Below are 23,982 nucleotides of genomic sequence, written 5' to 3' on the forward strand. Positions count from 1 at the left end.
GTTCACACAACGACTCTGGCAAGATCGGTGCTTCGGTCCCCGGGGGGTTTTGTAGCGATGCTGGCGAATACGGTGTTGACGGTCGGCGGCGTGCTCGTCGCCGCCGGGGTCATCGGGTGGATCGTCGCGGCCGTCGTCAACCGGGGCGCCGCGGCCAACCCGCGCGGCCGCGGCCCGCAGCCCGGCGAGATCTGGTGGGCGACCGTGCCCTACCGCGACGGCGAGGGCGAGAAGCGCCGTCCCGCGCTCGTCCTGGCCGGCGACGGGCGCTCGTACACGATCCTGAAGATCACCAGCCAGGACAAGAGCCAGCGGCGCGACCACCTCGAGATCCCCACCCGGACGTGGGACCGGCGCGCCACCTACAACAGCTACCTGGACCTGTCCGCACCGTTCCAGCTCAACCGCCTCGACTTCGCCAACCGCGCCGGCGTCGTGGACCCCGCGACGTGGCAGCGGGTCGCGCAGGCGCACCGGGTCGGCATGCCGGTACCCGCGGGCAGGGCGTCTTTGCCGAGCGGTCGGCTCGTCACATGGCTGAGCACCCTCGCGTTCGTGCTCGGGGTGCTCGCCGTGTGCGCCGGCTCGGCCCTGATCCCGTGGATGAACCGCATCCGCCACGAGATGGAAGTGGCGGCGTCCGCCGACGTGCCGCTGCACGACGCCACCGTGAGCGCCTCCGATCAGAGCGGTTCGGGCCGCGCGTACGACAGCACCCTCAATGGCGTGCACTTCGTCGACTCGACCGGCTTCTGGGTCGGCTGCGAGGGCAAGCCGTCGGCGGTGACGTTCGCGTTGGACGGCAACTTCAAACGCTTCACCGGTACGGCGGGCCTCGACGCCGTCGCCCCGAAGGACATCGTGGTGAAGCTCGTCGTGGAGGTCGACGGCAAGGACGCGGCGACGGTGTCCGTGAGCCGCACCGCCTCGGCGCCGCTGGACGTCGACATCACCTCGGCGCGCACCCTCACTCTGTCCGCGCAGCGCACCAAGGGCACCTGCGCCAACGCCACCCGCCCGTACGGCGCCGTCGGCGACGCCCTGCTGCACAAGACCTGACCGCCTCTGCCTGCGTTGCCGGCTCTCGATCTTGTCAGCCACGATTTTGTCGTACCCCACCGGCAAGATGTCACCCATGCATCTCGTCACCCACGGCGCGGACACCGCCACCCCGGTGCTCGCCCTGCACGGCTGGCCCGTCGACCACCGCCTGATGTCCGGCTGCCTGGAGCCACTCTTCACCCGCCGCCCCGGCTACCGTCGCCTCTATCCCGACCTGCCCGGCATGGGCCGCACCCCGGCAGGCGCCGCCGCCAGCTCCGACGACCTGCTCGCCGCCGTCCTCACCCTCATCGAGGCGGTCCTCGGCACCACCCCGTTCCTGCTCGTCGGCGAGTCCTACGGCGGCTACCTGTCCCGCGCCGTCACGCGCGCCCTGCCCCACCAGGTCCTCGGCTTGGCCCTCATCTGCCCCGTCGGCCAGACCCTCGACCGCGACGCCCGCATCCGCCCGCCGCACCAGGTGCTCCGCACCACCCCCGGCCTCCTCGACGACCTTGACGACGCGACCAGAGCGGAGTTCGTCGACCTCGCGGTCGTCCAGACCCCCGCCACGCTGCGCCGCTTCAACGACGAGGTCGTCCCCGCCCTCGCCCTCGCCGACCGCGACGCGATCACCCGCATCGAGCGCCGCTGGCACCTGACCGAAGCCCCCGACGGCCCCACCCCGTTCGACCGCCCAACCCTGATCCTGTGCGGCCGCCAGGACTCCTCCGTCGGCTACGCCGACCAGTTCGCCCTGCTCCCCCACTACCCGCGGGCCACGTTCGCAGTCCTCGACGTCGCCGGCCACAACCTGCAGATCGAGCAACCCGCCCTGTTCGAGACCTTGATGAACGACTGGCTGGACCGCTGCACCCATACCTCCACGTAACTCCCGCCCTCTCCTCCCCAGACCACCGCCACCGAAACGCGTCGCCCCGACGACCCTGCCGCCAGGAGGCGCCGCCGCGAGAACACCCTGCCGCCGAGACGCGCTGCCGTGAAGACGCACCTCGTCAAGGCGCACCTCGTCAAGGCGCACCGCGATCGAGACGAGCCGCCGTCGAGGCACGGCCACCAGGGCGCACTGCCGCCAGGGCGCCCTGCGATCGAGACGTGCAACCGCCAGGGCGCAGCACCGTCGAGGTGAGCCGCCGAGGCACAGTCTCCAGAGCACGCCGTCGAGCACGCCGCCGCTGAAGCACGCTGTTTCGGTAGCGCGGATCCCAGCGGCGCACAACTCCTGGTAGGACGCCTCTCAGCAGCGCCTGGTCTCGCGAAGGCACCGTTTCTGCAAGGGTTCCCCTGCCAGGTGCACGGGCCGTCCAGCGGGCACAGCGGCACCGCTACGCACAGGTGGTACACCCGAACCGGGCACACTCCGCGCGCAGTTGCAGGGCATGCCCTACGTAGGACAAGGGCACCCGCGTGCACACGCAGGTGAACGCCCGGCGTGCTCGCGCACAGGAGTGTCTCGCCGATTGGTACTCCCCCAATCATCGACTTCGACCCGTTGCTCGCGATCACGGCGGGGTGCGACGCCACGCGTGGCCGCGCCTCGGGCGAGGGCAGGTGACAAGGCGAAGAGAAATCGGGGTTGGGGGCACCGGATTTCCTTCCGGTTGTCGAGAAAAGTCGGAAGGGCGGGCGACCCGAGGGCTCACCTTGGCGGCATATACGGGCGTCGAGGTTCTGGGTGGTGTCTCACCCGCGCTGGGGCACGTCTATCCGGCCTGATCAGATGCCGCTCGCCGGCATGGTCATGGCGGCTGGTCGAGGGTGCGGGGCGCGGCAGGGGTGGGAGGTCGGCTCACCTTTGGCCGGCGTGCGGACGGGGGCTGCGCGGAGGTCGCGGTCGATGCCCATAGGGGTGCTGGAAGGCGGAAGCGACGCGCCGGAGTGTGGGGTGACAATGCGTGTGAGATCGATGGTGAACGGTCGATGATCTCCTTGAGGCGCATAGTTTCCGAACTACACCCGGGGTTCATTCCGGGCGATGACAACCGTTTCGTCTTGTCCAGGTTCCTGGAAAGCCCTTGCCTGAAGCAAGGGCCGGGCCGCGTGACGGCCGCAGGATGCACAGCTGAGTCCTGGACCTATCGTGGGAGCACGTTCTGTCCTCAGTTCGCCGCATGGTTGCGGTCGCCATAGCCCTGTCCGTTGTCGTACTTCCCACTCCTCCCGCGGTTGCCGCGCATGCGCCGGCCGCGGCCGATGTTCCGCAACAACTCGCCGCTCGGACGCCGGTGCTTCGGGCCGAGCGGTTCTTCGAGCGGCGTGTGCCGCCGGTCCGGCCGGTCACGGAGGTTGTGCCGGTTGCGCAACCCGTGGTCAAGACCACGAAGGTCACGAGCCAGAAGGCCACGAAGCCGAAGGTTCCGAAACCCAAGCCGAAGCCGAAGCCGAAGAAGCCCATCGTTACACAGACGCCGGTCGTTGCCGGGTCGGTGAGTGCCGTCCTGGCGTACGCGAAGGCACAGCTCGGCAAGCCCTACGTCTGGGCCGCTGCCGGGCCGAACGGATTCGACTGCTCGGGGCTGGTTGTGGCCAGCTATGCCCGGGCCGGTATCAAACTTCCTCACCAGACCGGTGGCCTGATCGGCCGTGGACGGTCGGTGTCCCGTGCACAACTGCAGCCGGGAGACCTGGTGTTCCCCAGTTCCGGCCACGTCGGGATCTACCTGGGTGACGGCATGATGATCCATGCACCGCACCCGGGGGACCATGTCCGGATCGCCAAGGTTTACGCGTTCTACGCCGGGCGCCGCATCATCGGCTGACCCGCCGTCGCGCCGGTGATCGCCGGTGCGCCGCGAGGACACGAGCGCCGCCGTCCGCTGAATCGGCTGACATGTCGGAAATGCGGGATGTCAGGCTCTACCGGTTGCACCGGCGGGCGGCGGTGGCGAACTTCGAGGGTACGGCCGGCTCGTGTGCGAGGCGGGCAGGATCACCCGCCACTGACCACGCCGGGCCGGGCAGCAGCCGCCCGCAGGCGGCGCCCCAGGGGTACGCCGTCCACAGTGGAGAACGAATGCTTGCGATGGACGTGTGACGCGGATAGTCTCCTTACATGACTATACAACTGCGGGCGCCGAGTTACTTCGTGCTCGCCGCGCTGCTGGACGGGGAGCTGCACGGTTACGTCATCATCAAGCGGGTCGAGGCGCTCTCCGACGGTGCGGTGCGGCTCGCCGCCGGCTCGCTGTATGCGGTGCTGGACCGGCTCGCCGAGGCGGGCCTGGTCGAGGTGGTCAGCGAGGAGATCGTCAATGGCCGTGCCCGCAGGTATTACGCGCTCACCGAGGACGGTGCAAGCGCCTTGCAGGACGAGGCGGCCCGGCTCGCCGCGGCCGCCAAGGTCGTCACCAGCGTCACCGCCCGCCGCCGGGCCGTCAACACGGCGGTGAGCCCCGCATGAGCGACGAGCAGCACATGAACGCCGAACCCCGCGAAAGCGACGGCACGCCCATGAACAGCGAGACCCGCACGAGCGACGGCACCCTCATGAACAGTGAGACCCGCACAAGCGACGCGCTCGCCCGCCGTTACCAGGCGCTGCTGCGGGCGTACCCGAAGGCGTGGCGGGAGGCGCGCGGCGACGAGATGCTCGGCACCCTGCTCGACGCCGCCGAACCCGGCCTGCAACGGCCGAGCGCCCGCGAGTCGGTGAGCATCGTGGCGCACGGCACCCTCGAACGGCTCGGCCTGCGGCGGCGGCGCACCGCCGGCGCGGTGTGGGCCGAAGGACTGCGCATCGGCGCGCTGCTCCTGCTGGCGCAGGCCCTCGCAGAACGCGTCACCCTCGCGATCGACGCGCTGAACTACCACGAGCCGCCGGGCCTGCTCGCCCTGCACGCCGCCGCGATCACGGCCGGGATCGCCGCAGCGGTGGCGCTGATCCGGGGGCGGCTGCTGGTGTCGGCGGTGCTGACGGCGCTGTGGTGCGTCGCGCCGGCCATGCACGGCGCCGTGTCCTGGGATCTCGTGGTCGCGCTGGTCGTCCTGACCGGCCTCGGCGTCACGCGACCGGCCGACCGGCGGCGCACCTCCGCGGCCTGGCTGCTGGTGCTGCCACTGATCCTGGCCTGGTGGTTCGGCTACCACCTGGCCACCGGCGTGTTCATCTCGCCCGCCGGGAGCCTGCTGTACGTCGCCGCGCTGCTGGTGGCGGTCACCGCCGGCGTGGCGTTCGACCCGCGGCTGCCGATCGCGGTCGCCTGCCTGTCGCTGGTGCTGATGCTGCAGAACTCGGTGCACGTGTCGACGCTGATGACGGTCGACCCGGGCCGGGTGATGGCGCGGCTGTCGCCGGCGGCGGTGGTGCTCGGCGCGATCGCCGTGGCACTCCTCACGATCGGTCACCTGCGGGCGCGGCGGCTGGCCCGGATCTGATTCATCGGGTCCTATGCTTGCCGGATGAGCGCGGAGCACCACCTGGCCAGGGCCCAGGAGCTGTACGAGCGGAGCGTCTTCGGCGGCGACGACGAGGCGCTGAGCGACGCCGACCGTGAGCTCGACGCGGTCGAGGCGGACCTGGCCCTGGCCCGGGGCAGGGTCGTGCACGCCCGGTTCCTGCGCGACCGGGTCGAGGACCCGGCGGAGCTGCCGCTGTTCTCCCGGGCGGCGCTGCTCTACCAGCAGCTCGGCGACGGGCGGGGTGAGGGCGAGGCGCTGTTCTGGATCGGCTGCTTCCACCAGGTGGTGCGGCAGGACGACGACGCGGCGGTGCCGGCGCTGCAGCGGGCCAGGACCCTCGCGACCGCCGCCGGTGACCGGCCCACGCTGTCGTACGTGCTGCGCCACCTGGGCATCTCCGCGCACCTGGCGGGCCGGCTCGACGAGGCCCGGGAGCACCTGCTCGAGTCGGCGCGGCTGCGGGAGGCGGTCGGCCACCTCGCCGGTGTCGCGGCGAACCTGGTGGGTCTGGCGTACGTGGCCGCCGCCGACGGCCGCCTGGACGAGGTGCCTGCGCTGCTGGACCGGGCGGAGCGGCTCGCCTCGGAGCACGCCGCGGCCGGCGTCGCACGCCAGGTCGGTGAGGCACGCCAGGCGCTCGACTACGATCGCGCGTCATGAGCATGATCACGCAGTATGCGCGGTTGCGCGACGGCGACCTGGCCGAGCTGCGCGATCTGCTGCGGACCGACCACTTCGCCGCCAACGATCAGATCACCGACCGCCCGCACATCGACATCGACAAGGCGTGGGGCGGCCTGGAGTTCCTGCTCGCGCAGGTCGACGCGCCCGTCGACGTGATCAGCGGCGGGGTGCCGATCACCGACGAGCAGTGGGGCTACGACTCGCCGCGGGTGCTCACGCCGGACGAGGTCGCGACCGCCGCCGCGTTCCTCACCACGACCCCGTTCGGGTCCCTCGCGGCGCACTACGAGCCGGCCGCGCTCATCGCCGACGACGTGTACCCGAAGATCTGGCACGACCCGAGTTCCCTGGACTACCTGCGGCGGTCCTACGAGTCCCTGGCGGCGTTCTTCCATACAGCGGCCGCCAACGGCGACAGCGTGCTCATCTGGATGAGCTGACAGGAGCCGCCGGGACGCGGGCACCGCCGAACCACTTCAGACGCAGCGCCCGCAGCAGCAGGCCGGGGCTGGCCAGGGCGTTGGGGTGATCCAGCATGGTGGTGACGCGGTTGAGCCTCTGGCTGGTGACGTCGTCGGTCATGGAGGCCTTGAGGATGACCTCGCTGACCCACTTGATGACCTTGTAGCCGCGGGGCTGGCCGCTGGTGATGTGCGGCAGGCCCAGGTCGGCGAACGTCGAGACCTGCCAGGCGGCGTCGACGACGATGCGGACCCGCTCGAAGTACCCGCGGGCCGGTTCGGTGGCGAGGTCGGGCCCGGTGCGCAGCCACTCCGACAGGCAGGAGGCGTGCAGCGTCGCGGACGTCATGCCCTGGCCGTAGACGGGGTTGAACGAGGCGACCGCGTCGCCGGCGGCGACGATCCCGGTGGGGAGCCGCTCGATCTGGTCGAAGTCGCGCCGGCGGCTGTCGGCCTGGTGGTAGGTGATGACGTTGCCGATCATCGTGCCGCGCTCGGCGATGTCGCCGAACATCTGCGGGAAGTACCGGCGGCAGCGCTCCGCGAAGTCGTCGACCTCCCGGCTGGGCCGGTCGTCGTCGTACCCGGCGACGAGCACGATCCAGCGGTCACCTTCGACGGAGCTGACGCCGCCGATGCGGGCGACGCGGTCCTTCGCCGGGGTGGTCTGCGAGATGGCGATCCAGGTGTCGCTGACCGCGGGGTCGCGCTGGAACAGGGCCGAGGCGTAGTTGAGCTTGATGGGCATCCGCTGCATCGGGGCCCGGGGCCAGCCGCGCTCCTCGAGCCAGTCGTTGAGCTTGCTCGACCGGCCCATCGCGTCGACAACCAGGTCCGCCTGGAGCTCCACCGCCTCGCCGTCGCCGGCCGGCGCGTAGCGGGCGCCGGCGACGCCACCGTCGGGGTCGTCGGCGAACAGCAGGCCCTCTGCCCGCCCGTACACCATCCGCACCTTCGGGCTCTCCAGGACCCGCAGGCGGACCTGGGCCTCCAGGAACGGCCGGGTGGTGATGAGGATCGGCTTCTCCGGCGGCGGCTCGGTGGTGACCCGCAGCTCGTCGTTGATGAAGATCTTCGCGTCGGTGCGGCCCTCGTCGGGCGCCCCGGCGGCGATCGCGCGCTCGGTGAAGTCCGGCCACCAGCGGTCCAGCTGCACCTGGCCCGCAGGCAGCAGCGCGTGGACCTGGCTGCCCTGCGGCACGCCGGGGCGCGGACCGGCGGTGACGTCGGTGTCGTCGCGCTCGATGATGACGACCTCGTCGGCGTGGTCGCTGAGGACCCTGGCGGCCATCAGCCCGGCCATGCTGCCGCCGAGGACCACCGCTCGCCGCATGAGGACCTTCGTGTCCGTCGGCGGGTGCGGGGTGTTGATCTCCGCGAAACGCTGCGCTGCTGTCGCTGCCACCGGCACTCCCTGTCGGCCCCTGCTCGAAACCCATCGAGGATCTTACCCAACACGCGAAGAAGCTTCTCGATGCACCCGCGAGCTGGGCATTCATCGGCGTGAAACAAGGAACACCAGGTCAGTCGAAATCTTGCGAGGATCGCATCGAAGTATTGCGTTGGCCTGCCGGTTGCTGGCAGGATTCCAGCGCAGAAGCCGACATGAGATGCCAGCACCGCCAACCGCGCCGTGACACGCGTGGGCTGCTCCGTGCCGGTCCGCGGGCCCGCCTGCCCGCTGCCCCGCCACGCACCGCCCCCGCCCGCCCCGTCGCACGTGCCCAGCCGTCCCGCAGCACCGTCCGCCGCGCCCGACCGCCATCGGACCGGCCCACCCGCGCCCCGGCGCGACACGGACCGTGCCCGGCGGGACCCCGGGCGCGCTCCGCCGGGCACACCCGAGGAGTCCACATGGGAGTTTCCCGCCGCTCCGTCATCACCACCGCGCTCGCGGGGACGGCCGCCACCGCCCTGCCGATCGCGGCCGCCACCGCCCCCGCCGAGGCCGCCAGTCCGCCCGGCGACGTCGTCGGCAAGGTCACCGTCGGCTACCAGGGCTGGTTCGCCGCGCCCGGCGACGGCGCGCCGATCAACGGCTGGTGGCACTACAGCCCCAACTGGTCCCAGCCGCCCGCGCCCGGTGCCTGCTCCATCACGTGCTGGCCCGACATGCGCGACTTCACCAGGGGCTACCGCACGAACTTCGCCAACCTCGGCAACGGCCAGCCGGCGAACCTGTTCTCCTCCTACGACCAGCAGACCGTCGACACCCACTTCCGGTGGATGCAGCAGAACGGCTGCGACGTCGCGGCCCTGCAGCGCTTCAACCCGTTCGGTGGCGAAGGACCGACCCGCGACGCGATGGCGGCCAAGGTCCGCAGCGCCGCCGAGGCCACCGGGCGCAAGTTCTACATCATGTACGACGTCACCTGGTGGCTGAACATGCAGTCGGAGGTCAAGACCGACTGGACCACCAAGATGTCCGCGTACACCGCCTCCCCCGCCTACGCGAAGCAGAACGGCAAGCCCGTCGTGTGCATCTGGGGCTTCGGCTTCAACGACGACGGCCGGCCGTTCACGCCGTCGCAGTGCCTGGACGTCATCAACTGGTTCAAGAACCAGGGCTGCTACGTGATCGGCGGCGTGCCGACCCACTGGCGGCTCGGCGAGGGCGACTCGCGGGTCGGCTACCTCGACGTGTACCACGCGTTCCACATGATCTCGCCGTGGATGGTCGGGCGGATCAGCGACAACGCCGGCGCCGACTGGTTCTACCAGAACCGGGTCCTGCCCGACCTCGCCGACCTCGGCCCGCGCGGCATCGACTACCAGCCGTGCATCATCCCCGGTGACCTCGCCGCCGGTCACCGCCGCCACGGTGAGCTGATGTGGCGGCAGTTCTACAACCACACGCGCGCCGGGGTACCGAGCGTCTACATCTCGATGTTCGACGAGTTCAACGAGGGCAACCAGATCGCCAAGACCGCGGAGAGCGCGGCGTGGCAGCCGACCAACTCCGGGATGCGCGCCCTCGACGAGGACGGCACCCCCTGCTCGTCGGACTACTACCTGCGCCTCACCAACGACGGCGGCCGGATGCTCAAGGGCCAGATCGCGCTGACCGCGACCAGGTTCACGGTCCCGTTCCCGACCGGCCCCGACCAGACCGCGCCCAGCGTGCCGGGCAACCTGCGGGTCACCGGCAGCACCGACACGACCGTCGCCCTCGCCTGGAACGCCGCCACCGACAACGTGGGCGTTGCCGGCTACCGGGTCTCGCGGGTGACCGGTTCCACGACCACCGCCGTCGGCACGACCGGCACCCTCGCGTTCACGGTGACGGGCCTGACCGCGTCGACGGCGTACACCTTCACCGTCGCCGCCTACGACGCGGCGGGCAACACGTCCGGCGCGTCGAACGCCGTCACCGTCACCACGTCGGCGCCGCCGAACAACACCACGAACCTCGCGCAGGGCAAGCCGACGTCGGAGAGCAGCCACACCCAGGTGTACGGCAGCGGCAACGCCGTCGACGGCAACACCGGCACCTACTGGGAGAGCGCCAACAACGCGTGGTCGCAGTGGCTGCAGGTGGACCTGGGCGCGGCGACGGCCACGAAGCGGGTCGTGCTGACGCTGCCGTCCAACTGGGGCACCCGCACCCAGACGCTGTCGGTCACCGACGGGGCCACGGGCGCGACGATCGTCGGCTCGGCGGGCTACACGTTCAACCAGTCGACCGGCAACACGGTGACCATCACGTTCCCGAACACGGTGACGGTGCGGTACCTGCGGCTGACGTTCACCGCCAACACCGGCTGGCCGGCCGGTCAGGTGTCGGAGTTCCGCGTCTACTCGGCCTGACGGCAGCTTCCCTGACCGACGCCGACGGTCAGGGAGGAGGCGGGTGGCGACCAGGCGTCCGGTCGCCACCCGCCCCGACCTCAGGCCGCCTTGAGGTAGCGGCCCATGTGGTACAGCAGCGGCAGGCCCTCCTGATGCTCCCCGAGGACCGGTTCGGCGAGCACGATCGCGTGGTCGCCCGCGTGGACGCGCTCGACCACCCGGCAGACGAGGACCGCGAGGGCACCGTCGAGGACCGGGACGTCGTGGGCGCCGGCCCGCCACCGGGTCGGCGCGGCGAAGCGGTCGATGCCGCTGGTCGCGAACTGCCGCGCGACCTGCTCCTGCGCGTCGGCGAGGACGTGCACCCCGACGTGACCGGCGGCCTGCACCGTCGGCCAGCTCGACGAGCGCCGGTCCAGGCAGAACGACACCAGCGGCGGGTGCAGCGACACGGACGTGAACGACGTGGCCGTGAACCCGGCCGGGCCGTGCGGTCCGGTCGCGGTGATGACCACGACGCCGGCCGCGTGCCGGCGCAGCAGCTGGCGGAACAGGTCGGGTTCGATGGCGGTGACGGTCATCGCGGTCCCCCTCAACGGATCTCAGTGCGTGTGAACGGTGAGGATCGGTGTTGCGTCCTTGTCGGCGCGCAGGCGTTCGAGCCACTGCACGACGTGCGCGGCGACGGTGCGGTGGGTGGCGTCGTTGAGCACGTCGTGCCGGCCGTCGCGGACCGTGCCGAGCTCCGCCTTCGGCAGCGTCGCGGCGAGCTGCCGCGCGGTGCCGACGGGGCTGACGGTGTCGGCCTCGCCGTGCAGGACGAGGACCGGCACCGCGACGGGCGCCGGCGCGAGGAGGTTCGCCGCGACCGGCAGGGCCAGGGCGCCGCGCTGGAAGCCGGTGTCGCCGGTGAGCCTGGCCTGGTGGGTCGGGCACGCGGTGCGGGCCTCGAGCTCACCGTCCCAGTCGACGGCGACCCCGTCCGCCGCGGGCACCCCGGCGGCGATGACCCCGGCGAACAGGTCGGGATGCGCGGCCGCGAGCGCCAGGGCGTGCAGGGCGCCGGTGTCGGACCCGGCGAGCACCACCGGACCCGCCGCGTCCCCGGCCAGCGACGGCGCCGTCTCCGGGGTCGCGGAGCGCACCGCGTAGCCGTCGGCGGCGATGCGGCGGCCGAAGCGGTCGTAGACGCCGGCGTGCTCGCCGCGGCCCGGCAGGACGAGCACCGTGCCGCGCACGGCGATGGCGGCCGGCGGGTCCCAGCGGGCACCGGCCACGACGGGCGCGCCGATCGTCGCGGTCACCGGGCACCCGCCGCGACCGGCGCGTCCTGGACGGTGGTCCGGGACAGCGCCCGGTGCGCGAGCTCCTGGCGGATCAGCGGCAGCAGGTGCCGGCCGTAGTCGATCGCGTCGTCGAGCGGGTCGTAGCCGCGGATCAGGATCGTGGTGACGCCGATGTCGACGTAGTCGAGCAGGGCCTGCGCGACGGTCTCCGGGGTGCCGACGAGCGCGGTCGAGTTGCCGCCGGCGCCGGTCGCCTTGGCCGGGGCCGTCCACAGTGCACGGTCGTGCAGGTCACCCTTGGCCGCCGCGGCGAGCAGCCGCTGCGAGCCCACGTTCTCCGGTGCGCCGTTGGTACGCCACGCCCGCTGCGGCCACTTCGCCGCACCGCTGGTGATCGTGTCGAGGATCGTGTGCGCCCGCTCCCAGGCGAGGTCCTCCGTCGGCGCGAGGATCGGCCGGAACGACACGCTGATGCCGGGCACGTCGGTGCGCCCGGCGGCGGCCGCGGCGGCCCGCACGGACGCGATCTGCTCGGCGGTCTCCTTCAGCGGCTCACCCCACAGCGCGAACGTGTCGGCGTGCTTGCCGCCCACGCGGTACGCCGCCTCCGACGACCCGCCGAAGAACAGCGGGATGCGGTGCGCCGGCTGGACGTGCGCGGCGAAGTCGGCGAAGCGGTAGTAGCGGCCGTCGTAGTCGAACGGCTCCGGCGACGTCCATGCCCGGCGCAGGATCTCCAGGTATTCGTCGGTCCGGGCGTACCGCTCGTCCTTGTCGAGGTAGTCGCCGTCGCGCTGCTGCTCGGCGTTGTTGCCGCCGGTGATGGTGTGCACGGCGACCCGGCCGCCGCTGAACTGGTCCAGGGTCGCGAACTGCCGCGCGGCGAGCGTCGGCGCGACGAAGCCGGGACGGTGCGCGATGAGCAGGCCGAGCCGCTCGGTGTGGGCGGCGACGTGCGCGGCGACCTGGCCGCCCTCCGGCCAGCCGGAGCCGTAGCCGATGAGGATCCGGTCGAAGCCGGCGTCCTCGTGGGCGCGGGCGAACCGGCGGGTGTACGCCGGGTCGATCACCGGCCCGGACGGAGCATGGATCTCCGAGGCGTGCTGGGTGCCGATCATGCCGACGAACTCGACCGTCATGGCGTGTGCTCCTTCGTGTACTGGGAAAGCGCGGCCTGGCCGGCCGCGGCGAGGATGGTGTCGTCCTGTGGGGTGTGGATGCGGGCGCAGAGCACGTCGCGCAGGTGGCGCTCCAGGGGGTTGCGGCGGTTGAGGGCGTTGTTGCCGATGAGCGCGACGGCCTGTTCGACCGCGCCGATCGCGGCGCGGGTGGCGACGAGCTTGCCGATGCCCGCCTCGACGGGGAGCCCGGCGTCGTAGCCGGCGGCCTGGGCCCGCACCAGCACCGTCGCCGACACCAGCGCCGCCTCGATCTCGCCGACCGCGGCCTGGAAGCGGGGCAGCGTCGCGAGGGGCCTGCCGAGCGACGCCGGGGTCCGCTCGTGCAGGAAGCCGATCAGCCAGTCCTGGGCCGACCTCGCCACGCCCAGGTACAGGGCGGCGAGCCCGAGCGCGTTCCACGCCGTGAGGTCCGCGCCGCGCCCGCCGGGGGTGTGCACGAACGCGTCGAGCGGCACCCGTACGCCTTCCAGGTGCACGTCGTCGCTGCGGCTGGCGCGCAGCCCGAGGTGGTCCCAGGTCGGCTCGACCCGCACGCCGGGGCTGCCGCCGCGGACCAGGAACGACCCGACCCGCGCCGGGTCCTCGCCCGTGCGCCCCCAGACGGCCATCCACGACAGCGCGACCGCGCCCGTCGAGAAGATCTTGTGTCCGTCGATCACCCAGCTGTCGCCGTCGCGGCGGCCGGCGGTCGCGGGCAGGCCACCGCGTGCGGGGCTGCCGAGCTCCGGCTCGACCCGCAGCGCGTTGACCAGCGCCGGCCAGGCCTTCGACTCGGCGAGCAGCTCGTCGTACAGGTGTGACGGCCACGACGGGTGGCGCGCCTGCGCGGCATGGGTGAACAGCGTCATCGCCGAGACGAGGGCGACCGCCGGATCGCCGGCGCCGAGTGCGCTCAGGATGTCCACGGTACGGGCAAGCCCCGCGCCCTCGCCGCCGTAACGGGCTGCGACGGTGGCGGTGAGCAGCCCGTGCTTGTGCACGACCGCGATCCCGTCGTAGGGGAACGACGCGTCCCGGTCGTGCTCCGCCGCGCGCGCGGCGAGCTCCTGCGTCACCACGTCCAGGCTCATGAGGAGATCCTTTCCAGCGGCGGTGGGTGGTGGGCGGTGGTCGGCATGCTCATCGCGCCCCGACCGCCAGCCGGGAGCGCCAGTCGTCGGCGTGGTGGCACGCGACCGTCCACTCCTCGTCCACTGTGGACGGTGCGACGGCGCACGCCCCGGTCGCGAACGGGCACCGCGACGCGTAGGAGCAGGCGTCGGCCCCGAACGCGGCGACCGGTGGGTGCTCCGGCGACGGGCGCAGCGCCCGCGCGGGAATCGGGTGCTGCCGGCGGACGCTGGGCGCCGACGCGGTGAGCAGCGCCGTGTACGGGTGCCGCGGCTCGCTCAGCACCCGCTCGATCGGGCCCTGCTCGACGAGGCGCCCGCCGTACAGGACAGCGACCCGGTCGGCGATCCCGGCGAGGGAGCTCAGGTCGTGGGAGATGACGACGACGGTGACCCCGGACCGGTCGCGCAGGTCGGCGAGGAGCCGCAGGACGTGGTTACGGTTGGACGCGTCCAGGGCGCTGACGGGTTCGTCGCACAGCAGCAGCCGCGGGTCGAGGGCGACGGCGCGGGCGAGCAGGACCCGTTGCCGCTGCCCACCGGATATCTGCCCCGGCAGCCGGTCCGCCAGGGACGGGTCGAGCCCCACCTGGACGAGCGCGGCCGTGACCCGGGCCTCGATCTCGGCCCGGTTCAGGGCGCCGGCGACGGTGAGCCCCTCGGCGACGATCCGGGCGACGGTGTGCTGCGGGTCGAGGGCGCGCAGCGGGTCCTGGAACACGTACTGGACCTGGCCGGTGCGCCGCCACGCCCGGCGGGCGTTGCCGCGCAGCGCGGTGACGTCGGTGCCGTCGAACGTGATCCGGCCGGAGCGCACCGGTGACAGGCCGACGACGGCGCGGGCGAGGGTGGTCTTGCCGGAGCCGGTCTCGCCGATGATCCCGAGGATCTCCCCCGCCCGCACCCGCAGGGAGAGGTCGGACAGGACCCGGTGCCGGTCGAACGTGACGTCCAGCCGGTCCACCGACAGCAACGTGCTCATGCCGCCACCTCCGCTGCGCTCCGGCGTCGGCCTGAGCCAAACCTGAGCCCCTGATTCGCGGCTCCTCCGCTACGCTCCGGCCCGCTCATGCCGCCACCTCCGCTACGCTCCAGCGTCGGCCTGAGCCAAACCTGAGCCCCTGATTCGCGGCTCCTCCGCTACGCTCCGGCCCGCTCATGCCGCCACCTCCGCTGCGCTCCGGCGTCGGCCTGAGCCAACACTGCGCTCCTGATTCGCGGCTCCTCCGCTGCGCTCCGGCCCGCTCATGCCGCCACCTCCGCTACGCTCCAGCGTCGGCCTGAGCCAAACCTGAGCCCCTGATTCGCGGCTCCTCCGCTACGCTCCGGCCCGCTTCTGCCGCCACCTCCGGGACGCTCCGGCGCGCTCATGCGCCCACCAGTTCCAGGGTCGCGGCCCGGTGGCACCGGACCTGGCGATCGTCCAGGGTGGACAGCTGGACGGGGGTCGCGCAGGTGTCGGTGACGTGCGCGCAGCGGGCCGCGAACCGGCACCCAGCGGGCATCGCGCCCGGCTCCGGCGGCCGCCCGGGGATGACCTCCAGGTCGCGGCGCCGCCAGTCCCCCAGCGACGCGACCCGCAGCAGGGCCTCGGTGTACGGATGCCGCGGGTTGGCGATGACGTCGGCGGTCGGGCCCTGCTCGACGATCTCACCGGCGTAGAAGACCGCGACCCGGTCGCAGACCTCGGCGACGACGGCGAGGTCGTGGCTGACGAGCAGCAGCGCCAGGCCACGTTCCTCGCGCAGCTGCCGCAGCAGGTCCAGGACCTCGGCCTGCACGGCGGCGTCGAGCGCGGTGGTGGCCTCGTCGGCGACGAGGAGCTCGGGTTCGCCGGCCACGGCGATGGCGATGAGCGCCCGCTGCAGCATGCCGCCGGACAGTTCGTGCGGGTACTGGTCGAACACCGCCGGCGCCCGGCGCAGCCCCATCGCGGCGAGCAGCTCGACCGCGGCGGCGCGGGTCCGCGCGCGGGGCAGGCCGCGCTTGAGCCGCAGCTGCTCGGCGAGCTGCCGGCCGACGGTCAGCGACGGGTTGAGATACGACGCCGGGTCCTGGAAGACCGCGGCGATCCGGCTGCCGCGCACGGCGTCCCAGCCGCGCCGGTCGAGCCCGGTCAGCTCGACGTCGGTGCCGCCGCCGAGGTGGATGCCGCCGCCGGTGACCGCCACGCCGGGCGGGAGGACGCCGAGGACGGCCCGGCAGGTGAGGGTCTTGCCGGATCCCGACTCGCCGACGAGGCCCACGGACTCGCCCCGTTCGATCGCGAACGACACGTCCCGGACGGCTTCGCGTCCGCCGTGCACGGCGCCGGCTCTGGTCGTACCGTGGCGGCCGCCGACGGACACGTGGAGGTTGTCGACACGCAGGACCGGGCTCACGATGCACCGCCGGGGCGGATCGCGTCGGCGAGCGCGTTGAGGGCGGCGACCGCGAGCATGATCAGGGCCGCCGGGATGACCGGCGCCCACGGCTGCTGGGCCAGGAACCCCAGGTCGCTGGCGAGGACCCCGCCCCACGTGGGTGCGGGCGGCTGGACGCCGATGCCGAGGAACGTCAGCGACGACACCGCCAGCAGCGCGCCGCCGGTGGCCTGCGCGGCGGTGACGGCGACGGTCGGCACGACCTTGCCCCACACGTGGGTGCGCAGGATCCGCCACCGTGAGGCCCCGAACAGTTCGGCGGCCTCGACGTACTGGGCGCGGGTGAGGCTGAGCCCGGCGGCGCGGGTGACGCGGAAGAACAGCGGCGCGAACAGCACCCCGATGGCGGCCATCGCCTGGGTGAGGCCGTTGCCGAGGATGCCGGTGACGGCGATGGCGAAGACGATGAACGGCAGGGTCATGACCGCGTCGACAGCGCGCAGCAGGACCCATTCGACGGTCCGGCCGAGCCACAGCGACGCGAGGCCCGGCAGGACGCCGATGGCGAGCCCGACCCCGACGCTCTCCAGTGCCGCGACGACGGTGGTGCCGGTGCCCGCGAGGAGCCGGCTGAACACGTCACGGCCGAGGTAGTCGGTGCCGAACAGGTGGGTGGGGCTCGGCCCGCGCAACGACAGGTCCGGGTTCTGCAGCAGCGGGTCGTGCGGGGCGAGCGTCCCACCGGCGACAGCAAGGAGCGCCACCACGGCAAGGACGGTCAGCGCGAGTCGCGCCGAAGGCAGCCGGACGGCCGTGAGCGTGCTCATCGCTTGCCCTGCGGGGTCAGCCGCAGCACGGCGACGTTGACGAGGGTGTTGCACACCAGTACCACGGTGACGGTGACGAGCAGGGTGCCCTGGATGAGCGGGACGTCGTGCTGCCCGGACGCCTGCAGGGCCAGCTGGGCCACGCCCGGCAGGTTGAAGATCTTCTCGGTGACGACGGCGCCGCCGAGGATCATCGGCACGCCGATGCCCAGGACGGTCAGCGCCGGGCCGATCGCGTTGCGCAGGGCGTGGCCGAACAGGACCCGGCGGGTGCCGAGGCCGCGCACGACGGCGCCGGTGACGTAGTTCTCGCCCAGCTGCCCGACCAGCGAGGTGCGCAGCTGCCGGGCGATGGAGGCGGCGATGTCGAGGCTGAGCGCGAGGGCGGGCAGGATCGCGAAGCGCAGCCACTGCCCGAGGCCCTGTTCGAGGGGCACGTAACCACCGGCCGGCAACGCCTTCAGCAGCACCGAGAAGACGATGATGAGGCCGATGCCGAGCACGAACGGCGGCAGCGTGCCGAGCGCGGAGGCGACGGCGGTGACGGCCCGGTCCAGGCGGCTGCCCTGCCGCAGTGCGGCGGCGATGCCGGCGGCGCCGCCGATGAGCACCGCCAGCAGGACCGCGAGCCCGGCAAGGGCGAGGTCGACGGGCAGCGCCGCGAAGATGCTGTCGGCGACGGGGATGGTGGTGAAGTACGACCGGCCCAGGTCGCCCTGCAGCGCCGAGAACAGCCAGTCGAGGTACTGCACCGGCAGCGGGCGGTCGAGCCCGAACTCGTGGTTCATCCGGGCGATGTCGTCCGGGGTGGCGGTCTCGCCGAGGACCGCGGCGGCCGGGTTGCTCGGCGACAGCGCGCCGAGCCCGAACGTCAGCAGCGACGAGAACAGGAACACGACCACGGGGGTGGCGACGGTACCGATCCAGCGCCGGGACCGCCGTTTCGGCGGCTCCGCCGGTTTCGTCAACACCGCCGGCGGTGGGCGGGACAGCAGCGTGGTCATGACACGGTCACCCCTTCGAAGCGCTGGACGACGGTGAACTCGCCGATTGCCGACACGTTGGCGCGGCGGGCGAGGATCCGCGGCACGCTGTAGAGGAAGACGTTGGGCATCGACTTGACCGCGACCGCGGTCGCCGCCTGCAGGACGCTGGGGTAGGACGGGTCGTCCAGCGGGGTCTTGCTGACCTTCGCGAGGGCGTCGGCGAGCTCCGGCGGGGTCTGCCGGCCGGGGTTCATGAGGCCCTCCTTGCCGAACAGCACCTGGAACGCCTGGACGGCGGAGTCCCGGCCGGCGAACTGGTCGACGAACAGGGCCTTGCTGTGCTGGACGTACACCAGCTGGGTGGCCTGCGCCTGCGGGATGACCTCGATGGTGGCCTTGAACCCGGCGGCGTTGAGCTGCGACTGCAGCTGCTCCGGCACGCCCTCGGCCTTGGCGGTGGTGATGACGACCTCGACCGGCGAGGTGCCGTAGCTGGACTGGCCGAGCAGCTGCTTGGCCTTGTCGGGGTTGTACTGGTGGATGCCTTCGAGGCTGTTGCTGTAGCCGGCGTAGCCCTTCGGGAAGGGCTGATAGGCGACCTCGCCGTGACCGAACTGCGCGGTCTTGAGCAGCGCGGCGCGGTCCACGGCATAGCGCAGCGCCTCGGTGACCTTCGGGTCGTCGAACGGCTTCTTGGCGATGTTGACGTCCAGGACCGCGACGACCAGCGACGGGATGACCTGGACCTGCAGGCCGGCGGCCTTGGCGGCCTCGACCTGGCTGCCGGGGATCTGGGCCACGTCGTACTGCCCGGACTGCAGCGCGGCCACGACGGTGGCCGGCTCCGGCAGCGGGTACGCCTCGAACCCGCCGAGCTTGATGTTCGCGGCGTCCCAGTAGTCGGGGTTGCGGGTCAGCGCCGCCTTGGCGTTCTGCACGTAGGAGGTCAGTGTGAACGGCCCGGCGCCGACGGGCTTCGTCGCGAGGCCGGCGGCGTCGGCCTCGAACGCGGCCGGGCTGACGATCATGCCGGTCTTGCCCGCGAGGAGGTTCGGGATCTGGTAGTCGGCCTGGGCGAGGCCGAGGACCACGGTGGTGGCGTCCGGCGCGGTGACCGACTTGACGTTGGCGAGCTGCGCGGCGATGAGCGACTTGGGGAAGTCGCGGCCGCGCTCCAGGCTCTTCTTCACGGCGGTCGCGTCCAGCGCGGTGCCGTCGCTGAACTTCAGCCCGGGCCGCAGCGTGAACGTCAGCGTGGTGCCGGCGGCGTCGTACTTCCAGCCGGTGGCCAGGGCCGGCACGGCGTTGCCCTGCTCGTCGAGCTTGGTGAGGCCGGCGTAGACCAGCGACAGCAAATGCACGTCCCAGCCGGCGGACGAGGTGACGGGGTCCCAGCTGGTGACGCTGGACCAGCCCCACTTGAGGGTGCCACCGGCGGTGCCGCCGGGGGCCGCGACCGTCCCGTCACCGCAGGCGGCGAGCAGGGTCGCGGTGCCGGCTGCGGCACCAAGTCCGAGGAACGACCTGCGGGTCAGCGATGAGCTCATGGGGACGGAAGCCTTTCGAGGGTGTGGAGGGTGCGCGGCATCGTCCGCGGAGCGGCTCTGGGCACGCTGCGGCTGCGGGAGTTGCTTCGAATGGTGCGGGGACACGCCCCGATAGATCGACGGTGACTTATCGACAGAGGGCGCTGGCCGTGCGCCGGAAGTCGACGTAGCGACGAACTACGCCGGGGTGGGTCGATGTCATGTGCCCATCATGCGGACGCCGCTTCAGTGTCGTCAATAGCCATCTGGAAGTGTCCTATGCTTCGAGACAAATCCGATGGTTTTTATAGGAGTTCTCAGACCGGATCGACGCGCCTGACCGCGTCCACGTACTGCTGCAGCGGGCGCCATCCGGGCACGATCTCCCTGCCCAGGGGCCCTTCGAAGAGCAGCGTCGGCAGCGCGTACCGCAGGCCGCCGTCGATCGGTTTGGCGGCGCCGCAGTGTGGACCCGGCGCGGTGAGACCGATCACCTCGGCCGCCGGGCGGCGCGTCTCCCGCCAGTCCGCGCGGACCGCGGCCTCGATCTCCGGCGAGGCGAGGTCCCGGGCGAAGGCGCCGGGATCCAGCCCGTCGACCCCTTCGGCGGCGGCCAGGACGCGCTCGACGGTGTCGGCCGGCCGCCCCGCGATGAACATCGCCTCGCGCAGCCGTCGCAGGACGGCGTCCTCGGCGCCCTGCCGGGCGGCCGCCTTGGCGCCGAGCGACGCCGGCCACGAGCTCAGCGCGACCCGCTCCAGCTCGGCCGGGCAGGGCGCGCCGGTGTGCTCGGAGACCTGCTGGACGAACCGGAAGTACCAGGCCGTCTCGGCCGCCGGGTCCGGTGGCGGGTCGTCGTCGTGGTCGAACAGGATGCCGTACACCCGCCGCCACCGGGACCTGCCCGCGGTCAGCTCGCGCAGCCGGCGGAACGTCGGCTCCGAACCCCACGCCCACGGGCACATCGGGTCGGTGAACTCGGCGACCTCCAGCACGGTCAGTCCCCCGCCGCCGCGCCTTCGGCGAACAGGCTCGGCAGGTTGACCACGATCCCCTCCTGACTGCTGCGGGCAATGACGACGACCGCCTCCTCCACGCCCGGGTTCTCCTCCCGGTGCGGGACGAACGGCGGCACGAAGATGTAGTCGCCGGGCTCGGTCTCGATCCTGACCTCGGCACCGTCCTCGGCGAACACGAAGACCGGGTGGCCCGACACGACGTAGATGGCGGTCTCGGCCTCGCCGTGGTGGTGGTCGCCGGAGTTGGTCGCCGGGGCGACGTGGGTCTGGCCCATCCAGACCTTCTCCGAGCCGACGGTCTTGCCGGAGACGGCCTCCAGGCGGGTCATCCCGGTGGTCTGCCGGGTGTCGCCGCTGAGCTCCTTGCCCTTGATGTGCCGCAGCGGCGCGTGCCAGTGGTCGGTCATGCGGAATCTCCTATGTGGTTCTGCTACCGACGAGGCCCAGCAGCGACGCCGCGGGCTCCGCCGGTGACTCGGTGAGCAGGTCGGCGATCGTGACGCCGGTGAGGATCTCCTCGGTGCGGGCCTGGATCGCGCGCCAGACCGCGGTGACGCCGGGTGCGCGGGTCGCGTCGGCCGGGCTCTCGCCGTGCACGGTCATCAGCCCGCCGTCGACCGCTGCGACGACGTCGGCGAGGGTGATCGTGGCCGCGTCGCGGCCGAGCCAGTAGCCGCCCTCACAGCCGCGCTGGCTGCGCACCAGGCCGGTGCGGCGCAGGTCGCGCATGACGGACTTGAGGAACCGGTAGGGGATGTGCTGGGCGGCCGCGATCCCCTCGCAGACCAGTGGGCGTCCGGCGTCGGCCGCCAGCTCCACCAGTGCGCGGATCGCGTAGTCCGCCTTCGCCGATACACGCATCGCATTCCTCGCTTGTCGTCAGCAAGCTAAACCCTACCAACTGACTTCGGTATGTATCCATTACCCCTGGCGGCTTTTAGCGTCTTTTAGTCCGTTTTGTCGTTAAGGTCACCAGTGGCCGGGCACGACGCCTGGCCGGACGGGAGCGACGAAAGCATGAACCGCAGGAGTCTGCTGCTGGGCGCGGGTGCGGTCGGCCTGACGGCGGCCGTCGGCGGTGCCGCGATCGCGGTGGCCGCGCCGGAGGACATCGAGGCGGGCCGGCGCCCGCAGCCGCTGCTCACCTGGGAGCTGACCGGCGGGTTCGTCCCCGCCGGCTGGAACGCGCTGCGCGCCCCGCGCCTCGCCGCCTACGACGACGGCACCCTCATCGCCGACGCGAGCCGCCGCCTGAAGATCAGCCAGGGCACGCTGCGCTCGCTGCGCAACCACGCCACCGCCGTGCTGCGCGACCCCGACAACACCCGCCGCCGCCCCGGCGCTCCGATGATCGCCGACGTGCCCTCGACGGTGTTCACCGTGCGCGGCAACGGCCGCCGCTTCCGGGCCCAGTTCGAGGGCCTGGAGGAGACCCGGTCGGACCGGGCGTACCCGTTTGCGTCGTACTCGCTGCTGGACCACCTGACGCAGGTGCGCGACCGCACTCGGCGGACCGGCTCGTCGTATCACCCCGACGCGGTCCGGCTCATCGCGGTCCTGCTCGACCCGACCCAGCCGCCGCCGTCACAGCCGACCCTGATCGAGCCGTGGCCGGCGGGGGTGCCGGTGCCGCACCTGCGCAAGGACGAGTTCGTCGCCCAGCTCGACCTGCGCGACCGGCAGGCCCGCGCGCTGCTGCGGGCCGTGCCGCGCCCCGATCCCGCGCGCTGGCCGGTGTTCACGACGCCGGACGGCAACCGCTTCCAGGTCAACCACCGCTTCCTGCTGCCCCACGAGTAACCGGGCGCGCCGCTCGCACCTTCACGGCGGGACGGCGTAGGCACGGCGGGCGCGGCACGGCGGGACGGGCGGGCGCAGTGCGACAGGGCACGGCGCGCTGCATCTCAGCGTGGCAGTGCGGCGCCGACGCCGTGCACGACGGTCGCGATCAGGCGGTCGAGGGTGGCCTCGACGTCCTGCGGCAGGCCGAAGGCACCGGACGTGTGCAGGACGGCGAAGCCGTGCATCGTGGCCCGGGCGATCCGGGTCGCGTGGACGATCTCGTCGTCGTCGAGGCCGTAGCCGCGCAGCACGGCGAAGCACAACTCGACGAACCTGGCCGCCGCGGCCGCCACCGCCGGGTCGGGGTCGGGGGCCTGCGGCAGCAGTGCGTAGCGGTGCGGGTGGGTCACGGCGTAGCGGTGGTATGCCCGCATGAGCTGCTCCAGGGCGGCGTCGCCGCTGAGGCCGAGCACGGCCGTGGTCGCAGCGGCGGTGAACTCTTCGATGAGCCGCACGGCGAGCAGGTTGCGCAGGTCGGTGAGGCTGCCGACGTGCTTGTACAGCGACGGCGTGGCGACGCCTGTGCGGGCCGCGACCGCGGCGAGGGTCAGCGCGGCCGGGCCGTCGGCGTCGACCAGGGCGAGCGCCGCGTCGACGACGGCGTCGCGGCTGAGGCCGGCCCTAGGCAATGGCGTGCTGGTCGAGGAAGGCGACCACGGCGGCGGCGGTCTCGGCGGGGAACTCGGAGTGCGGGTAGTGACCGGCGCCGTCGATCATCGTGACGGTGCCGCCGATCCGGTCGGCGACGAGGCGGGCCTCCGCGGCGGGGTCGGGGAAGTCGGGGTCCTTGGAGCCCATGAGGACCAGGGCCGGGGTGCGGACCTCGCCCATGCGGGCCTCGCAGACGGAGACGTCGGCGGCGAACATGGCGCGCAGCGCCGTCATCCGGCCGGGTTCGGCGAGGTTCGCCGACAGGGCCGCGCGTTGCCGGCGGAAGTCGGCCGGCTTGCGGGTCTTGTAGAGGCTCGCCCAGTACAGCATCCACAGTGGACGGAAGCGGCCGACGGCCCAGACCGCCGCGCGCATCACGGGGTTGGGCTTGGGCATGACCCGGGCGAACGGGGCGCTGAGCACGAGGGCGCGGAACAGCTCGGGTGCCTCGGCGGCGGCCCAGACGGCGGTGGCGCCGGTGTAGGAGTTGGTGAACAGCACCGCGGGGCCGGCGTCGAGGTGCCGCAGCAGGGCGACGGCGTCGCGGCCGATCGCCTCGGGTGAGTAGTCGGCCCAGGCGGCGTCGCTGCCGCCGTGGCCGCGCAGGTCCATGGTGACGACGCGGTAGCCGGCCTTGACGAACAACGGCCGCACCGCCGCATACAGCTCGCGGGTCACGCCCATCCCGGGCAGGCACAGCAGCAGGGGTCCGGTGGTGCCGCTGTCGTCGTACGCGATGCGGCCGCCTTCGTGGCTAAGTTCCATAGCTATAAAGCTAACGCCATTAGCCATTCGCGT

Annotated in this window: 24 protein-coding genes; 9 read left to right on the top strand and 15 right to left on the bottom strand. The window is 72.4% G+C overall.

Annotated features, from left to right (window positions below; translation table 11 throughout):
• Window positions 1–57: 57 nt before the first annotated feature.
• The 7 genes from OHA72_RS60310 (at window position 58) to OHA72_RS60340 (ending at window position 6,584) form a co-directional block, all read left to right on the top strand.
• The gene (locus tag OHA72_RS60310; RefSeq protein WP_327005064.1) at window positions 58–1,059 is read left to right on the top strand and encodes an NPCBM/NEW2 domain-containing protein; all 1,002 of its coding nucleotides are present in this window, start codon (window positions 58–60) and stop codon (window positions 1,057–1,059) included.
• Between the two features lie 76 nt (window positions 1,060–1,135).
• Window positions 1,136–1,933 carry an alpha/beta fold hydrolase gene (locus tag OHA72_RS60315; RefSeq protein ID WP_327005065.1) on the top strand — a complete coding sequence of 266 codons (798 nt, stop codon included), beginning with the start codon at window positions 1,136–1,138 and terminating at the stop codon, window positions 1,931–1,933.
• A 1,240-nt stretch (window positions 1,934–3,173) separates the two neighbouring features.
• Complete coding sequence (locus OHA72_RS60320; RefSeq protein ID WP_327005066.1) at window positions 3,174–3,821, top strand: C40 family peptidase; 648 nt, start codon at window positions 3,174–3,176, stop codon at window positions 3,819–3,821.
• A 293-nt stretch (window positions 3,822–4,114) separates the two neighbouring features.
• On the top strand, window positions 4,115–4,462 hold the full coding sequence (locus OHA72_RS60325; protein ID WP_327005067.1) for a PadR family transcriptional regulator: 348 nt from the start codon (window positions 4,115–4,117) through the stop codon (window positions 4,460–4,462).
• Window positions 4,459–5,436, top strand: coding sequence for a hypothetical protein (locus OHA72_RS60330; RefSeq protein ID WP_327005068.1), 978 nt, complete (start codon window positions 4,459–4,461; stop codon window positions 5,434–5,436). Before OHA72_RS60325 ends, OHA72_RS60330 begins: the two co-directional genes overlap by 4 nt.
• 24 nt (window positions 5,437–5,460) lie before the next feature.
• Entirely contained in the window at window positions 5,461–6,120 is a 660-nt protein-coding gene (locus OHA72_RS60335) for a tetratricopeptide repeat protein (RefSeq protein WP_327005069.1), read from the top strand.
• Window positions 6,117–6,584 carry a YfbM family protein gene (locus tag OHA72_RS60340; RefSeq protein ID WP_327005070.1) on the top strand — a complete coding sequence of 156 codons (468 nt, stop codon included), beginning with the start codon at window positions 6,117–6,119 and terminating at the stop codon, window positions 6,582–6,584. Before OHA72_RS60335 ends, OHA72_RS60340 begins: the two co-directional genes overlap by 4 nt.
• Here the strand turns inward: OHA72_RS60340 and OHA72_RS60345 are convergent.
• On the bottom strand, window positions 6,568–8,010 hold the full coding sequence (locus OHA72_RS60345; protein WP_327005071.1) for an FAD-dependent oxidoreductase: 1,443 nt from the start codon (window positions 8,008–8,010) through the stop codon (window positions 6,568–6,570). The two genes, OHA72_RS60340 and OHA72_RS60345, sit on opposite strands and share 17 nt — an antisense overlap.
• A 449-nt stretch (window positions 8,011–8,459) precedes the next feature.
• Between OHA72_RS60345 and OHA72_RS60350 the strand changes: the two genes are divergently transcribed.
• Entirely contained in the window at window positions 8,460–10,412 is a 1,953-nt protein-coding gene (locus OHA72_RS60350; RefSeq protein ID WP_327005072.1) for a glycoside hydrolase family 99 protein, read from the top strand.
• A gap of 80 nt (window positions 10,413–10,492) precedes the next feature.
• Here the strand turns inward: OHA72_RS60350 and OHA72_RS60355 are convergent, their stop codons facing one another.
• From OHA72_RS60355 to OHA72_RS60410, 12 genes are all read right to left on the bottom strand, one after another.
• Entirely contained in the window at window positions 10,493–10,975 is a 483-nt protein-coding gene (locus OHA72_RS60355; protein ID WP_327005073.1) for a flavin reductase family protein, read from the bottom strand.
• 21 nt (window positions 10,976–10,996) lie between these two features.
• Window positions 10,997–11,698, bottom strand: a complete 702-nt coding sequence (locus OHA72_RS60360; RefSeq protein ID WP_327005074.1) for an alpha/beta hydrolase — start codon at window positions 11,696–11,698, stop codon at window positions 10,997–10,999.
• A complete protein-coding gene (locus OHA72_RS60365; RefSeq protein WP_327005075.1) occupies window positions 11,695–12,819 on the bottom strand; it encodes an LLM class flavin-dependent oxidoreductase in 1,125 nt (374 codons plus the stop codon). The genes OHA72_RS60360 and OHA72_RS60365 overlap by 4 nt, the downstream gene beginning before the upstream one ends.
• Window positions 12,816–13,931: an acyl-CoA dehydrogenase family protein gene (locus tag OHA72_RS60370; RefSeq protein ID WP_327005076.1), complete on the bottom strand. Its 1,116-nt coding sequence runs from the start codon at window positions 13,929–13,931 to the stop codon at window positions 12,816–12,818. The genes OHA72_RS60365 and OHA72_RS60370 overlap by 4 nt, the downstream gene beginning before the upstream one ends.
• Before the next feature lie 49 nt (window positions 13,932–13,980).
• The gene (locus tag OHA72_RS60375; RefSeq protein WP_327005077.1) at window positions 13,981–14,952 is read right to left on the bottom strand and encodes an ABC transporter ATP-binding protein; all 972 of its coding nucleotides are present in this window, start codon (window positions 14,950–14,952) and stop codon (window positions 13,981–13,983) included.
• A gap of 385 nt (window positions 14,953–15,337) precedes the next feature.
• Entirely contained in the window at window positions 15,338–16,351 is a 1,014-nt protein-coding gene (locus OHA72_RS60380) for an ABC transporter ATP-binding protein (protein ID WP_327005078.1), read from the bottom strand.
• Complete coding sequence (locus OHA72_RS60385; protein ID WP_327005079.1) at window positions 16,348–17,160, bottom strand: ABC transporter permease; 813 nt, start codon at window positions 17,158–17,160, stop codon at window positions 16,348–16,350. The genes OHA72_RS60380 and OHA72_RS60385 overlap by 4 nt, the downstream gene beginning before the upstream one ends.
• On the bottom strand, window positions 17,157–18,164 hold the full coding sequence (locus OHA72_RS60390) for an ABC transporter permease (RefSeq protein ID WP_327005080.1): 1,008 nt from the start codon (window positions 18,162–18,164) through the stop codon (window positions 17,157–17,159). Before OHA72_RS60390 ends, OHA72_RS60385 begins: the two co-directional genes overlap by 4 nt.
• Window positions 18,161–19,693, bottom strand: a complete 1,533-nt coding sequence (locus OHA72_RS60395; protein ID WP_327005081.1) for an ABC transporter substrate-binding protein — start codon at window positions 19,691–19,693, stop codon at window positions 18,161–18,163. The genes OHA72_RS60390 and OHA72_RS60395 overlap by 4 nt, the downstream gene beginning before the upstream one ends.
• 296 nt (window positions 19,694–19,989) lie before the next feature.
• Window positions 19,990–20,667, bottom strand: a complete 678-nt coding sequence (locus OHA72_RS60400; RefSeq protein ID WP_327005082.1) for a DsbA family oxidoreductase — start codon at window positions 20,665–20,667, stop codon at window positions 19,990–19,992.
• 2 nt (window positions 20,668–20,669) lie between these two features.
• Window positions 20,670–21,098 carry a cupin domain-containing protein gene (locus OHA72_RS60405; RefSeq protein WP_327005083.1) on the bottom strand — a complete coding sequence of 143 codons (429 nt, stop codon included), beginning with the start codon at window positions 21,096–21,098 and terminating at the stop codon, window positions 20,670–20,672.
• Window positions 21,099–21,108: 10 nt separating this feature from the next.
• The gene (locus tag OHA72_RS60410; protein WP_327005084.1) at window positions 21,109–21,552 is read right to left on the bottom strand and encodes an RrF2 family transcriptional regulator; all 444 of its coding nucleotides are present in this window, start codon (window positions 21,550–21,552) and stop codon (window positions 21,109–21,111) included.
• Between the two features lie 156 nt (window positions 21,553–21,708).
• Between OHA72_RS60410 and OHA72_RS60415 the strand changes: the two genes are divergently transcribed.
• Window positions 21,709–22,491, top strand: coding sequence for a hypothetical protein (locus OHA72_RS60415; RefSeq protein WP_327005085.1), 783 nt, complete (start codon window positions 21,709–21,711; stop codon window positions 22,489–22,491).
• A 104-nt stretch (window positions 22,492–22,595) separates the two neighbouring features.
• Here the strand turns inward: OHA72_RS60415 and OHA72_RS60420 are convergent, their stop codons facing one another.
• Together OHA72_RS60420 and OHA72_RS60425 are read right to left on the bottom strand one after the other, a co-directional pair.
• Window positions 22,596–23,162: a TetR/AcrR family transcriptional regulator gene (locus OHA72_RS60420; protein WP_327005086.1), complete on the bottom strand. Its 567-nt coding sequence runs from the start codon at window positions 23,160–23,162 to the stop codon at window positions 22,596–22,598.
• Window positions 23,155–23,949, bottom strand: coding sequence for an alpha/beta fold hydrolase (locus tag OHA72_RS60425; protein ID WP_327005087.1), 795 nt, complete (start codon window positions 23,947–23,949; stop codon window positions 23,155–23,157). Before OHA72_RS60425 ends, OHA72_RS60420 begins: the two co-directional genes overlap by 8 nt.
• Window positions 23,950–23,982 lie beyond the last annotated feature (33 nt).

It is taken from the genome of Dactylosporangium sp. NBC_01737 (genome assembly GCF_035963215.1).
Taxonomy (GTDB): domain Bacteria; phylum Actinomycetota; class Actinomycetes; order Mycobacteriales; family Micromonosporaceae; genus Dactylosporangium.